This window comes from Paenibacillus sp. BIC5C1, from assembly GCF_032399705.1.
In the GTDB taxonomy this organism is placed as follows: domain Bacteria; phylum Bacillota; class Bacilli; order Paenibacillales; family Paenibacillaceae; genus Paenibacillus; species Paenibacillus taichungensis_A.
In genome coordinates, this window is the sequence record NZ_CP135922.1 from 1,099,782 (window position 1) to 1,114,834 (window position 15,053).

Below are 15,053 nucleotides of genomic sequence, written 5' to 3' on the forward strand. Positions count from 1 at the left end.
TGGATGTAATTGAAAAAAAACTTCTGCTAACATTGTAAAATTCTAATTTTAACGGCAGAGAATGATATGAGTACAATTAAAGTAACACCGGAGGAGCTGCTGCATGTATATAAACAGATTGAGCAGGGCAGGCAGCAGTTGGAAGGTATACGTAATGACCTGACTGCACGGATCGGATTCATCCAGTCTCGGTGGGTGGGAGCAACGCAAGAACGATTTTTCTATGATTTTCAGCAGTCACGTTCTGTACTGGATCGAGCACTGGAAAGTATGGTGAAGTCATCCCAGGATCTGAGGGCAATAGATGAGAGATTTCAGCAAGCGACGAGGAACAAGTGAGTCTAGTAGCAATTGTTGGGCAGATGGCTGCAAGTACAGCACTGAACAAAGCCATAGAGAGCTCGAATGTTCACCACCGATGGTGCAAAATCCTTTGTTTGGTGGTTACATGGCTGCGAGTGAAAGTGGTAATAGGATGCCAGGACAGAAGGAGTTCGTTGAATACTGGGAAAACGGCGGTACCTATGAAGAAATAAGAGGTGGGTCCAAGCAAACGGAGTCCTATATACGATGAACAGATTAACGCATTTAAGGAAGGTCATCCAGTAACCGGAGAATCCATACCTGCATGGCAAGCAGCAGTTTTTATTGGAGGTTTACAGACTACTAAGCTCGTGTTGGCTTTTACAGGAACGTATAATAGGGGCTATAAGGTTCCGAAAGAAGGATTAGGATTTCCAAAAGGTATGAGTGGTGCAAGATTTACTGTAAGTAATGAAAGAATTCATCTTGCTACAGTTGGAGACTTTAATTCTAAAAACAGACTGAACGACGGCTGTCATGGTCAAGAATATTAATTATTTAAATATAAAATTCCATTTAACTTTACTAAAGAATATGCAAACGGAGTGCGAGTTGGTAATATACCAATACACAAAAACAAATCAAAGCGAAGTGGAGAGGGCCAAGCTTGGTCCCCTAAGGATTGGACAGCGAAAGATATCAAAAAGTCAGGTGGGTACGTAGCAAATCTTCTCAAGAACAGAATGTTAAAATTAATAGCCCATTTCAACTCGAATACGAGTTGAAATAGGCTATTTTTATCGGCTCTTCGCTCTATTAGATTGGTAGAACAAACTATAATATTTCACAGATCAATTACATACTGAAAGATTTTTAATAAAATCTCGTAAAAAGGGGTAGGAAAGAGCAGGGGCTCCTCCATGCCACAAGAGACGGCATAAGATTTTGTACTCCACCGCAATGAGATTGTCTGCATTACAGCCCGTTGATCATGCGGCTGTGAAACCAGCTAAGAATCCCTTCTTCATGTCGTTTTAACGGTCTTCGCCAAATTTACTATAGGCTGGAGCTGTGAGCGCGTGGCGCAGTGCATTCATTCTCGCAGATAGACTTCAGGAATGATGTGCGTGGTCGCTCATACCTCTTGCTTAGCTAATTTAAGACTGTAGGCTCTTCCAGTCTTCAGATGGCTGTCCTTCAAGGTTTGGAATTCTTTTTGCTGCTCCGCTGTCAGCTTATTTTCAATTTTTACCCATAGATATCTCGTTCGCTTTAACTGTGGAGCTTCTTTTTGCTCTGCTTTACGTACATCATCAATCGCTTCATTCACCATTTTCATGACTTGCAACTTATCAAAGGTAGTCTTTACCTTTGGAATTGCTCCTCCGAATAAAAGCAACGGACATATCACAGCAGACTTCCTGTTGCGAAGCTTCTACCCCTTTTTGGAGTAAACATTGTTTAAAACGAGCGAACGTATCCTTCCCTTTTCACGCGGTGGCAAACAGGACAATCTTAGTATTGACATCCACAAACAACGTAATGTAACGATGTCCGCAGCGTGACAAGGTTTCATTTACAGCAATCCATGTAACCTGGGTTAGATTCAATTCAGCCATAGCCTGGTTCACATAATAATGGAAGATCCGCCACATCCGTGTATCATGCTCACGTAACTCACGAGCCGCAGCGTTGAAAGGCCTCTCGGCCATTAAGCGCATGGCCCAAGCGCCAAATAGTAAGGTGAAATGAAATTGTAGACGAGCCCATTGTATGGGAACCAACGTCACTATATTGCAGTTAGTGCAGTCCGTTCGAGGAGCTCGAGCATGGAAGTAGGTTTTCCAGTTCCAGAAATCCAGATGCCTCCACAGTTTCTTTTCAGTGTCGTATACCTTGTTTGCTGTTCCGCAATGCGGGCAGGCGAACTCTGCTTCGCGTTCAAAGTCGATATATAAGGACCGGGCTTCATCCAGTGCATCATACTCGACAAGGGTTAATTTTCAAGACGCTTCAAGAGCTAACGTGTCTTGAACATACCCAGAACTAAATGATCTTCACTATGGAATGAACTCCACATCTTCAAATCCCACCCTATGATTATTCTTATAGAGCAGTATGTGCCATTTCTCTATGAAACAGGCATCAGCCATGCAATTCAGCGAGGAAGTAAAATATTTAAGTGTATCATAATAATTAAGATTCAAGCACTTCTACCAGACCATAAGTAGCGGTGCGTTTTCTGTGAAATCAAGACCACTATATGGATTGATAGTTATTATACCCCGGAACCATTCAACGAAAAAACCTTTGATCAAATCCAGCGGGAGTAGTGCAACATATAAGCTTGCAAAATACCTTGAAAAAAGAAGCATCCATCTCGTGGCAGGAGTAGACCTGGCGTTACGGGGAGGAAGAGAGCTATCTCCAAATTCAGGACACGGACTATTAGATGCCGACGAGCGAATCAGGTGCATTCACAGATATTGAGAATAAACGGTGAAGTCTATGGGCGTGCACTTCGAACACATCCACAGGTCAAACCGCTCTTTGTCTCCTGCGGTAATCGAATTGATATTAATACATCGCGTGGATTAACAAAGAAAGCCGATTACCCATCCCTGTAAGACAAGCTGATCTGGAACGAAAAGGCTGTAACGGGCTGACCAGAAACAAATGAACGTTAAGGTAGGAGATGAGAGCCACACTTGCTTGATGGATTACATTATTATACATAAATTACTGTAAAACTAGTAGATATAAGTTATATCATAATATCAACTTACAATATATAATTGAATAGATAAGGGGTAGCATCAATAATTTTTATAAAGAAATAACCTTCTCATGTCTTAGAACGATGCTAGTCTGTGGCGATTTTACATGGCCTGTAGCTATGCTCGTACTTGATTAAAACCAGTACGACAACAGATAGCAAAACGTTGGTTATATTTCTCATACTAGGATACCAAGTTTTTTTTCTAATGCCTTATCATGAGGGAATCATTTTCTCAGATTCTTGTATTTCTGAGTTTTGTTAAACGACTCGATCAGATTGGTTCCTACTAGAGATTGTACCCCTTTGGGATAAGTCATTTCCATTTGTCAAAGAAGATCGCGAGGGTGGTTCTAGCTGCTTCTTCATCCTCAGCGCAATACACGGATTTGAAGTCTCCACAGATCTCTGCTCGATCCGTCACGCGAACTTTTTGTGAGATATTTTCTGGAAAATGAACACAACAGATTGCTAAAAAGGGCCTTCCTTTTTTATTTATATAATATATTTTGCACACTCAGATAAAGAAGGAGTGAGTAGAAACTTTGAACAATCGTCACATGGAACTATTGAAATCTGAAGTGCCTTTACTTCAAAATCAATATCACAGACTTCTTTTTATTTCCGAATCCAAATTTGGAAATACACTTAAACATTATAGCGAGGAAACTGGGTTTCCTTATATTAATATAAATCTATATTTAAGTGAAAAGTTAAAGGGAGTTCCATTTAAAAAAAGGTCTTATAAGGCGATAACCTTTATAAATGATCTAGTTAGAAATGAAAATGAAATTTTATGTATAGACTATTTTGAAATAATGTTCGATAGCTCCCTACAATTAAAAGTATTTGATATATTAAAAAATATAAGTCGCAATAAGACGTTGCTTGTCTGTTGGAGAGGAGCTGTAGAGCAAGGGTTTTTAGTTCATGCAGTACCGGGTCATTCCGAGTACAAGAGAGAAATAATAGCTGATTTTAAACTAATTTATTGATAAAGGAATAGTGGAAATGATTAAATATAGTGATTTAGTTCAATTTGAACCGATTGAATCGGTCATCCAATTAATCGATGCAAATGATTCAGATCGAGCATTTCATTTACTGGATACTTATGTTATTTCTGACCGTATGGCAGAGCAATTAAACGAACTTATTATTAATCAATTACAGTTTGAACGGGCTGCTGACAATAAAGGCCTTCTAATCGTGGGGAACTACGGTACAGGTAAATCGCATTTGATGAGTGTAATCTCAACGATTGCTGAGTATGAGGGTGCTAGTAATCATATTCAAAATAATAGTGTTGCTGAAAAAGCTAGGGAAGTCCAAGGTAAGTTTAAAGTTATACGATTAGAAATAGGTAGTGTAGGAACCTCATTACGTGATATTTTATGTAACTCTATAGAAGATGGGCTACAAAGTATGGGAGTAGAATACACGTTCCCTCAATTCAATCAGATTACAAACAATAAAGATGCACTTGAAGAAATGATGGGATTATTTAATGAAAAGTACCCAAATCAAGGACTATTAGTTATAGTTGATGAGTTACTAGATTACTTACGAGGACGAAGAGAACAAGAACTAACATTAGATTTAGGGTTTTTACGTGAAATAGGAGAAGTATGTAGTAAAACAAGACTTCGGTTTATTGCAGGTATTCAAGAAATGTTGTTTAATAATCCTCGCTTCAGTTATGTGTCAGAGCCTTTACAGCGAGTCAAAGAACGCTTTGAACAAGTACGTATCATAAGAGAAGACATTGCACATGTAGTATCCCAGCGATTACTTAAAAAGAGTGATGAACAAAAAGCTATTATTAGAAAACATTTATCAAAATTCACTACTCTATACCATCGATTAAGCGAGGATATGGAAACATTTGTTGATTTGTTTCCGATTCACCCAAGCTATTTAACAGCGTTTGAGAAAGTTAATAACATCGAAAAACGAGTGGCACTTAAAACAATAAGTATTGAAATGAACCGTATTATTAATAACGAACTCTCTGAAGAAGAGCCTGGTTTAATATCGTATGATAGCTATTGGCGCTTTATTGAGGAAGACCCATCTTACAAAGCTATTCCAGAGGTTGCAGAGGTTCTTGATAAGGCAAAAATTCTGAAAGATCGTGTCCAAAATGCTTATACTAAACGAATATATAAACCAATGGCACTACGAATAGTGAATGCATTGGCAGTATACCGTTTATCTACTGCTGACATATATCACAATGTAGGATTGACAGCAGAAGAATTGCGTGATGACTTATTTTTAGATCTTTCTGGAAACAATAACATGTTACTAGAGGAAGAAGACCCAGCTGACTTCTTAAAATCAACAATCGATGTTGCAACAAAAGAGATTCAAAAGACAGTTAGCTTTCAATATATTTCAACAAATGATTCTAATGGCCAGTATTATTTGGATCTAAAAAAAGATATTGATATTGATAGCCTGATTACTCAACGAGCGGAGACAATAGAAGAAGATAAGCTAGACCGTTATTATTTTCACATCTTACAGAAGGTAATTACACTAGATGACAATACGTATGTGTCAGGATATAAAATTTGGCGTCATGATTTACCATGGGATTCACATCGTGTTAGACGACATGGTTATCTTTTCTTTGGTGCGCCTAATGAACGTTCGACCGCACAACCGGAGCGCGACTTTTATATTTATATGCTACGACCGTATCTTAAGACAACGTTTAAAGATGAACATAGAGCGGATGAAATTTTCTTTGAGTTAAATCGAGCTGATGGGCGTTTCGAGCAATTACTGAAGCTGTATGCTGCTGCAGATGATCTCAAAACAGATGCCACCTCAGCTACGAAAAGTTTATATCAACGGAAATTGGATAGTTATTTTAAGGAATTAAGTAAATGGTTAAATGAGAGTTTTGTGCATTCTTTCGATATCACGTATAAAGGCAAAAAACAAACTGTCTTAGAATTCGGTTTGTTCCTTCCAACTAACGAAACCATCCGGGAGATCATGGATATTGTCTCAGAAGGCTTATTAACCGATTGGTTTGAAGAGAAATATGAAGGATACCCTGTATTTAGGGATATTAAGGATGGATATTTATCTAAAGCTAATATGGAGACATATGTAAAAGATGCTCTGCAGTGTTTTGTTGGCCGAGAGACAAGACAAGGATTGGCTATTTTAAATGGATTAGTCCTACTAGATAATATGAATAAAGTGACAACAAAAAATTCGGGGTATGCCAAATGGATTAACAGTTTACTTGATAGTAAAGGTCATGGGCAAGTATTAAACTACCAAGAATTGATTGAAACAAAAATCGTGAATAAAGTTCCAGACATTCAATATACTAATAAATTTAAACTTGAGCCTGAATTATTAATTGTTTTAATGGGAGCAATGATCAGTACTGGAGACATTGAAGTTACCATTGAAAATAAGATATATAACGCATCAAACTTACATGAATATGTTCAACTTCCACTAACTAAACTAACTTACTTCAGCAATGTAAAAAAACCGACGGATATACCATATCAAGAGCTTAATGCTCTTCTTGATTTATTGAATATTTCTCTTCCGAATTATGAAGAGGAAAATTTAAAACATGCCATTGTTAAATTAGCAGAAAAAGTAAACGATCACATTAATGATATCTTTCTTGTAATGCAATATGTGAAGGAAGGTTTCCCTATGTGGGATGGCACATTGCTAACAAATGCTGAACGCCAAGAGTATCTAACGTCTTTAAATTTGTTTAAAGAATTCTGTGAGACAATTAAGCGTTACAATACACCAGCTAAAATGCGGAATTATAAAAGTTCCGTTGAAGTGATTCAGCGACAAGAAGAAGCCTTGAAGCAACTAGACTATTTTAAAGATCTTCATCAATCTCTGGAAGAATCTAAGGTATTAGCGAGTTATATACAATTGGCTCAATCCACGATAGGACTTCAATCAGATTGGTCTAACAGAGCAACACATGCTTTAGATGAACTATCGTATGCACTAAAAGGTCAAAAAAATCATACAGCAGAGCTACAATCACTGGTAGCATTAAAGCACGAATATATCAAGTTATATATGGAAAAGCATGATTTTTCTCGATTGAATGCTACTGAGAATAACATGAAGAAACAACTGTTAGCATCTTCTGAGTTAAAAGCGTTAAAGGAGCTTGGTCGATACATTTCCATCTTACCGATGGAGCAAATCCAGAGTTGGGAAAGATCTTTAGGTAGCTTAAAGGAATGTTATGCTGTTACATCTGAAACACTGCAACATTCACCTTTATGTAATAATTGTAAGTACCGATTGTCTGAACTAAAAATGAGTGAAAAAGCTATGTTGAAAACACTAGAAGCACAACTGCCAGATATATATGAAAGCTGGATAGATACAGTTTTGACAAGCTTAAATGACGCATCGGTTAAAGAAAACATTGAGCTATTACAGCCTGAGCAAAAAGGGATAGTGAAAGAGTTCATAGCAACAAAACAATTATCTGTACCGTTAGATATTCGATTGGCACAGGCTATCAATGACTTGCTGAAAGGATTTAATAAAGTAGAAATTTCTATGGCAGATCTGGAGCAAATGATGGCTAATGGTAGTCCTTTAACGGTAGAGGAACTTCGCAATAGATTTGAACAACTTTTAAAACAAACAGTAGGCATGGGACCTACAAATCAAATACGTATCACTTTAACTAAGGAATAAGGAGATAACTACATGACAAATCACAATGATGAGCAGATTTCCTTTCTATATGAACAAGATAAAGATGAGGTAGACAACAAACCAGTTGTCTGCCTTGGCATGACATTTAAAAATGAAGATGAAAGAAGAAATTATTTTCGTGAAGAATTACGTAAAAAATTGCCGGAGTTAAAGTTAATTGAAGGCTTCCCGATAGGGGAAGATGAAGATGTTATTGCTCTTTCTGATCCTCCGTACTATACTGCTTGTCCAAATCCTTGGGTTAATGATTTTATTGAGAAGTGGGAAAAGGAGAAGGTCAATAAACATGGACGAGATTTAATTGAGGATTATCATCGAGAACCATTTGCGACAGATGTAAGTGAGGGTAAAAATAATACAATTTACAATGCGCATAGTTATCACACTAAAGTGCCATATAGAGCCATTATGAGATATATTCTTCATTATACTAAACCCGGTGATATTATATTTGATGGTTTTTGTGGATCAGGTATGACAGGACTTGCAAGTGAAATGTGTGAGAGCATGGATGAGATAAGATCTTTAGGATATAGAGTGAAAGATGGAATTGTTTTTGATGAGGATAATGTTGAGTTTTCACAAATTGGTAACAGAAGAAGTATTTTGAACGACTTATCACCAGCAGCAACATTTATTTCTTATAATTACAATAAAAAGGCAGATAAAATAAACAGTTCACAATATTTATATAGTCTTTTAAAAAGAATTGAAGATGAGTTTTCATGGTTGTATACGACTTTCTTACAAGAAGAAGATGAAGTTTGCTTTAGTGAAGAAATTCAAAAAATTTATAATATTGAAGATCTGAAAAGCTTTATTGAAAGTCATATAGATTTCTTAACGACTGTTAATTACCTCATTTGGAGTGAAAATTATATTTGTAACAGTTGCTTTGAAATAATGACTTATTGGGACGCAAACGTTAATGAGGATGAACAATCTGTCAAGAAAAATTTAGTTTGTCCAAACTGTGGAGCGGAAGAAGAGAAAAAAAAACTTGAAAGAGTATTTCAGAAAAACAAAGATTTAGTAGATGGAGAGGTAGTTAGTCACCCTAAGCTAACTCCTGTTAAAGTAAATTATACATCTGGCAATCATCGAAAAGATAAGAAACCAGGACTATTAGATTTAAAGATAATAGAGATGATTAAATTAGAAAAATCTTTTCAATTGATTAAGCCAGTTCTTGTTTATGATGGAATAAAAACTATTGAACCCTTAAGGTTGGGAATGAACAAGGTCCATCACTTTTATATAGAACGAGTTATTTTATTAATAATAAATTATCTTAGTCAAGCAAAAAAGTCTAACTATTATTATAATGAAGCTCAATTTTTGTTAGGAAGTGTGCTCCCTAAACTGAGCAAGATGAACCGATATATGCCACAATATGCCAGTAAGGAAAAAGGTTTTAGAGCACTAGTAGGACCTATGGCAAATGCGCTATATTTCCCCGCACTATCTGTGGAAAATAACTTTTTCTCTCAATCAAAATTTCAGTTAAATAAGATTATAAATGCATGGAATGAATACTCTGGTAATTTAACTTCTACACAAAGTAGCACTAAATTAGATATTAAATCTGACTCTATTGATTATATATTTATTGATCCACCCTTTGGTGCAAATATTATGTATTCGGAGTTGAGTTTTCCTAGGGAGTCTTGGTTGGGAATACTTACCAATAATAATAAAGAAGCTATTGAAAATAAGGCACAAGGAAAAAAATTAACAGACTACACTAAGTTGATGCTGGAAAGCTTTAAGGAAGCCTATAGGATTCTAAAACCGAATAGGTGGATTACAGTTGAATTTTCAAATACACAAGCTAGTGTATGGAATGCAATTCAATATGCATTACAGGAATCTGGCTTTATTATTGCTAGTGTAGATGCGCTTAATAAGCAAAGGGGGGGATTTCATGCGATGATTACAACTACGGCTGTTAAACAAGATTTAGTTATATCAGCCTACAAACCTTCATTGGAAAATGTTAATAAGATGCTTTCTGAAAAGAATACCGTAAATTCAGCCTGGACTTTTGTAACACAACACTTACAACAATTACCTAAATTTCTTGGATCAAAAGGTGAGGCTTCAATTATTGCTGAAAGAACACCACGTATTTTATTTGACCGTATGGTGGCCTATCATGTTCAAAATGGATTGCCTGTACCAATTTCATCAGCTGAATTTCAAGAAGGCGTAGCACAGAGGTTCCCGATGCGTGATGGCATGGCATTCTTAGAATCTCAAGTTGCCGAATATGATAAAAAACGTACTCTTGTGAAAGAGTTTTCTCAAATGAGCTTGTTTGTATCTGATGAAAATAGTGCGATCGAGTGGATCCGTCAACAATTAATGAAAAAGCCCCAATCTCGTCAAGACTTACATCCTCAGTTTATGAAAGAAATCCAACACATTGCGAAACATGAGCAATTACCAGAATTAGATATTTTATTGCTACAAAATTTCCTGAGATATGAAAGCGAGGAATTAGTACCAGATCAAATTGCAGCATATCTACGTCGCAATTATCATGAACATCGTGGCTCAGAAAACGATAACTATAAGTTAAAGGAAAAAGCAATGAATCGATGGTATGTACCAGACCCAAACAAACAAGCCGATCTTGAAAAACTTCGCGAAAAGACACTAATACGTGAATTTGAAAGCTATGTAGAAGAATTATCTATTCACAATAAGAAAATAAAACAATTTCGTACGGAGGCAATTCGTGCGGGATTTAAAAAAGCGTGGAGTGAAAAGAAATATCATAAAATTATTACCGTAGGAGATCGCTTACCTGAATCTGTTATCCAGGAAGATGATAAGCTTCTAATGTATTATGATAATGCACAAATACGTTTAGAAATGTAAGGGAGGTGAGTGAAATGGGGTTTACTGAAAAATTAAACAGTTTCTTTATTCTACAAGGAGCATTGTACATTGTTGTAGACGATAATAAAGTATTAACGCCAGAGTTTGTCTCAAAGGAGCAAGCAGTTTCCAACAGGCGTGTAATTTACTATGATGATCCAATAGAATTACGTTTCATATATGAGAAAGATTTTAGGCATTACCCAATAGAAAAACGTAATACACTTCTTATCATCATCCAGTCAGCCCAGTTCACTCAATTACCTTATGATATTTTTGATGAAGGACATCGTGTTGATATAAATCTTGAGAAACTCTTTCCCTTATTTGACAGTGTAGCGATATCTCGCTGTTCCTCGAATTTTTATAAGAATTTTTACAATTTCCATAATAGTGCGGTGAAAAAACTAAATTATAAAGAAACTCTAATATTTATTTTAGAGCAACTATTAGGGGATTCATTAGAAAATTTACATTGTGAAATTGCTATTCTAAAAGCGATTATCCAATATTATAACGAACATAGTGAAGATATACCTAGTGTCATATTAGATACATTTAATGATCATATGATAAAGCGAAATATCATTATTGATCAAATTATTTTTGATTCGTTTTACTCAAAGAAAAAATTTAGAGATGTTTTGAATACTAATTGGAGGAATTATGTCCTTCAGAAAGAAAAAGCAATGGCACCTTCTGGATTACATTTTTTTGATGATCCAGATGTTCAGAGAATGATCCATGAATGTATAGATCCAATTGAGACAGCACATAGTTCACAGCTTAAAAATTGGATGAATAGCAGGCTTGTTAAAGAAAAGTCCATGTTATTTAATTTCGATATACGAAATTCAGTATATGAATCTTTTGGTTATAAAGAATGGGGAGAGCTTGCATCTCAAATTGGAAAGCTTAAAGCCCAAATTTTTAAAGGCCCTAGTTATTCAGATGAAATACAAGATTTATTTAATTCTGCTTACAATCATTTTGAACAATGGATGCGAAAGGATTATGTATCAATAGCAACACTCCCGGACTTACCTAAACCTAAAATTTTGCATCATATCCCAAGTTACTTAAGCAAGCAATCTCAAGACAAAGTAGCCCTCATCGTTATGGATGGTATGAGTTACACACAATGGCAGCTTGTCAGAGAAAATTTAAGTCAAGATGATTGGGGATTTGAAGAATCTCCTATTTTTTCTTGGGTACCAAGCATAACAAGTGTTGCAAGACAATCTATTTTCTCGGGAAAAGTTCCTCGGGAGTTTGCTAATTCTATTGATACAACAAATAAAGAAGAGTTTTTTTGGACAGAGTTCTGGGAAAGCCAAGGGTTACATAAGAGAAATATTGCTTATCAACGATCTCTGGGATTACAGTCATTTGACGAAGTAAGCTTTAATTTTGAAATTTCCCCTTTTGTTACAGTATACGGTGCAGTAATTGATGTAATTGATGAATTTATGCATGGAGCTAAGCAAGGGAATATTACTGTTAATTCAGAATTAGTGAACTGGTTAGAAACAAATTATTTACGTCGATTAATAAAAAGGTTATCTGAACAGGGCTTTGAAATATATTTAACAGCAGATCATGGAAATATTGAGTGCGTTGGTAGAGGAAGGATCAATCAAGGAGTAACCGTAGAATCTGCTGCTCAACGATTAAGGATATATAAATCTGAAAATATTCGCATTCAAACTTCGTTTGAACATAAAGATACACTGATTTGGGATAATCCAAACCTACCTGATAATTATTTTGTGTTATTGGCAGAAAATAACCGTGCATTTGTACCGAAAAGTGATAGAATTGTTACTCATGGTGGCATTCATCTTGAAGAAATGATTGTTCCATTTGTAAAGTTATTTCGATAAAGTAGGTGCAATATTATGAAATCTGTTGGGTTTGATCAAAAGATAAAACTTCTTAATTTAGATCTTATAGTAAAAAAAATTCAGATTAATGATGGGGAAAATATATATTCCAATTTAGACAAATCTCTTAGAGACGACATTAAAGGCAATATATCACGAAGAAAAGTAATGACTCTGTTAATGAAAATTTGGGGTTTTAGTGATTATCGTATAGAAGGTCTAAGAGAACTGATTGTTGAGAAGCTTCCTTTTTTAACAAAATATGAACAAATATGTGCACATTATTGTATGTCGTGTCTAGCATATCCGTTTTTTGCGGAGCAAATGATGATAGTTTACAAGAATCTTAAACTATCTGATATAGTTCATAGCAAATTAATCATGAAAGAAATGAAAAATATTTATGGAGACCGAAGAAGGGTGGAGGTGGCAGCTGGAGCTGTTTTTTCCTCAGCAAAAGATTGGGGAATTATTAACATGCCGAAATCAGGATCGTACAAATCATTCAGTAAACAATTTCTTATCTCTAATCCAATCATCAAATATTTAATCATTGAAACTTATATGCAAATTCATGAAACAAGTTCAGTATCTTTAGAAAGTATAAATAATAGTGCGATCTTCTATCCGTTCGATTATGATATAAGCATAGGGGATATCCGACATTCACGTTTCACAATAGTTCGTAATATACGTGATATATTGATAGAAAGAAACAGCAGAATCCCTTACTCCATTTGAGTAAGGGATTTTTTTTGGGGCAATGAAGTGAAGATTAGTGAGATTGTTAAATTGCTCCAGACAACCCTTCCATTCACGCACTAACGCTTGTACCTCACGAGAAGCAGGAGACAGATCCTGATTCTTCGCCAACTCCCTAAATACCTGCTCCATGTTGACCGAGAACTGCTGGTAAGCTTGTTCTTGCTCTTCCGCAGACAGTTGTTTCACATTGGCTTCAAATTCCTGATATTTCTTGGTATCTCCATATACAAACTTCGCCTCAGATCCATATTGTTCTTGAATGGACAGAATGGAAGAGTCGTCAAACAGATGAAGATGAGAGATATCCGTTCCATCTACATACTCGTCCAACTGGTCGATGATGGTTTCAAGCTTTTGTTTGCGTTGAACGAGTGTACTGCGATGCTCTCTTAGGATATCTTTCTGTTCTTCTTTCGAAAGTTGCATCATGGCTGCAATGTCTTTCAATGAGAAATTCATTTCTTTGAACAGAAGAATCATCTGCAGATTCCCCAGTGCCTCTTGATCGTAATACCGATAGCCATTGTCCTCGACTTTGCTCGGTTTCAACAGATCCGTTTTATCGTAATAATGTAATGCGCGTTTGGTGATGCCTGTAATCTGAATGATATCTTTAACGGTGAAATAGGGTGTCTTCATTCGAAAAGTCCTTTGTTTCAGCAAGGATAACACTTGCCGGAGTGATGGTTGCTTCGGTAATCGGTGTACCTGTTTTCTTCAGATAATACTGGATTAGGTGATAACCGCATGCATAACCAGCCGCATAGGGCATACCTACGGGCGTGAAATTTTGCAGTGTGGCAAGTTCATCACCGTATAGATAGGGATTAATCTGGTCAAAACCGGTGACATGCAACTGGTCTTTCATCTTCGGTTTGATAACGTTGTTCAAAGTCTCCATATCTGTTTTGGCTACCCAGGGGCCTAGCAACTCTTCTCCATACAGGGATGTCGCAAAACTCTCGGCCAGCCCCTCGCTAACAACCATCTCGCCAAGCTTAATCTGTGGATTCCACTGGATATATTGATATCTCACGTTATGATTGCATTCATGTGCCAACACGGATTGCATACGAGGTAGAGTATACCCATTGGGGATCAGGTTCGCAATAATGTAACCCGGGATTCCACCATCTCCGCTGATACCTTCGTTCATGGTGAGTGAAGGGCTGTTCTTATCGCCTAATAAAATCGTGTATAGATATTCGGAGACCGACGGCTCAATTCCATGATCTGTAAACTTTGATAGACTCGCACAAACAGCTTCATGACACTGTTGCCAAAATGCTTCAGACGAAATCGCTGCTAACGATTCGTTAATTTCAGGTGTAATATCTGCTGGAGCGATATTCATAAAGTTATTCATCATGATCACATCGAAGCCGTGAGGCTCTTGAGATCGAAACGGGATTTGTTGAATGTTCCATTTGTTCATGAATGGACTCATCATGTGCTCGCGGTATAACTCCAATTTTTCATCAGGTGCAGCCTGGATGATCTCTTTATAGATTTTATCTGAGCGTAACGCGGTAATCTTCATCATTAATCTCTCCTTTAGGTGAACTTGAGCCCATTATCAAGTATGACCTTACGTAACAGTCAAGGAGGAATTTGCGATACGTATAAGTGCATTAATCGATCCGATTCTAAGATAAGTTGTAAAAAAATTTGGCTGCAATCCAGATATCTATGGAGAACACAAC

At 36.4% G+C, this 15,053-nt stretch carries 12 protein-coding genes and 1 pseudogene; 8 read left to right on the forward strand and 5 right to left on the reverse strand.

Going from position 1 to position 15,053, the window contains the following annotated elements; genetic code table 11:
- The first annotated feature begins 66 nt into the window (after window positions 1-66).
- Together RS891_RS05010 and RS891_RS05015 are read left to right on the forward strand one after the other, a co-directional pair.
- A complete protein-coding gene (locus RS891_RS05010) occupies window positions 67-339 on the forward strand; it encodes a WXG100 family type VII secretion target (protein ID WP_315794629.1) in 273 nt (90 codons plus the stop codon).
- Window positions 340-539: 200 nt separating this feature from the next.
- Complete coding sequence (locus tag RS891_RS05015) at window positions 540-857, forward strand: hypothetical protein (protein ID WP_315794630.1); 318 nt, start codon at window positions 540-542, stop codon at window positions 855-857.
- Window positions 858-1,438: 581 nt separating this feature from the next.
- On the opposite strand, the gene RS891_RS05020 is transcribed toward RS891_RS05015, so the two are convergent.
- Both RS891_RS05020 and RS891_RS31640 read right to left on the reverse strand, forming a co-directional pair.
- Entirely contained in the window at window positions 1,439-1,714 is a 276-nt protein-coding gene (locus RS891_RS05020) for a transposase (RefSeq protein ID WP_397386895.1), read from the reverse strand.
- Window positions 1,715-1,793: 79 nt separating this feature from the next.
- Window positions 1,794-2,279, reverse strand: coding sequence for a helix-turn-helix domain-containing protein (locus tag RS891_RS31640; protein WP_397386937.1), 486 nt, complete (start codon window positions 2,277-2,279; stop codon window positions 1,794-1,796).
- 431 nt (window positions 2,280-2,710) lie between these two features.
- Here RS891_RS31640 and RS891_RS05030 point away from each other — a divergent pair.
- Window positions 2,711-2,983, forward strand: a pseudogene (locus tag RS891_RS05030) (endonuclease V); the annotation flags it as partial.
- 412 nt (window positions 2,984-3,395) lie between these two features.
- Here the strand turns inward: RS891_RS05030 and RS891_RS31645 are convergent.
- Window positions 3,396-3,596: a transposase gene (locus RS891_RS31645; protein WP_397386896.1), complete on the reverse strand. Its 201-nt coding sequence runs from the start codon at window positions 3,594-3,596 to the stop codon at window positions 3,396-3,398.
- Window positions 3,597-3,624: 28 nt separating this feature from the next.
- Here RS891_RS31645 and brxF point away from each other — a divergent pair, with 28 nt between their 5' ends.
- From brxF to RS891_RS05055, 5 genes are read left to right on the forward strand one after another with little or no spacing between them, the layout of a single operon-like run.
- Entirely contained in the window at window positions 3,625-4,074 is a 450-nt protein-coding gene (brxF, locus tag RS891_RS05035; protein ID WP_315794634.1) for a BREX-3 system P-loop-containing protein BrxF, read from the forward strand.
- A gap of 16 nt (window positions 4,075-4,090) precedes the next feature.
- Window positions 4,091-7,798, forward strand: coding sequence for a DUF6079 family protein (locus tag RS891_RS05040; protein WP_315794635.1), 3,708 nt, complete (start codon window positions 4,091-4,093; stop codon window positions 7,796-7,798).
- 12 nt (window positions 7,799-7,810) lie between these two features.
- Window positions 7,811-10,702, forward strand: coding sequence for a DNA methyltransferase (locus RS891_RS05045; protein ID WP_315794636.1), 2,892 nt, complete (start codon window positions 7,811-7,813; stop codon window positions 10,700-10,702).
- A 14-nt stretch (window positions 10,703-10,716) separates the two neighbouring features.
- The gene (pglZ, locus tag RS891_RS05050) at window positions 10,717-12,585 is read left to right on the forward strand and encodes a BREX-3 system phosphatase PglZ (protein WP_315794637.1); all 1,869 of its coding nucleotides are present in this window, start codon (window positions 10,717-10,719) and stop codon (window positions 12,583-12,585) included.
- A 15-nt stretch (window positions 12,586-12,600) separates the two neighbouring features.
- Window positions 12,601-13,326: a hypothetical protein gene (locus RS891_RS05055; protein WP_315794638.1), complete on the forward strand. Its 726-nt coding sequence runs from the start codon at window positions 12,601-12,603 to the stop codon at window positions 13,324-13,326.
- Here the strand turns inward: RS891_RS05055 and RS891_RS05060 are convergent.
- A complete protein-coding gene (locus RS891_RS05060; RefSeq protein ID WP_315794639.1) occupies window positions 13,252-13,989 on the reverse strand; it encodes a MerR family transcriptional regulator in 738 nt (245 codons plus the stop codon). The genes RS891_RS05055 and RS891_RS05060 overlap by 75 nt on opposite strands.
- A complete protein-coding gene (locus tag RS891_RS05065; protein ID WP_315796177.1) occupies window positions 13,964-14,890 on the reverse strand; it encodes a DUF2268 domain-containing putative Zn-dependent protease in 927 nt (308 codons plus the stop codon). Before RS891_RS05065 ends, RS891_RS05060 begins: the two co-directional genes overlap by 26 nt.
- Between the last annotated feature and the right edge of the window lie 163 nt (window positions 14,891-15,053).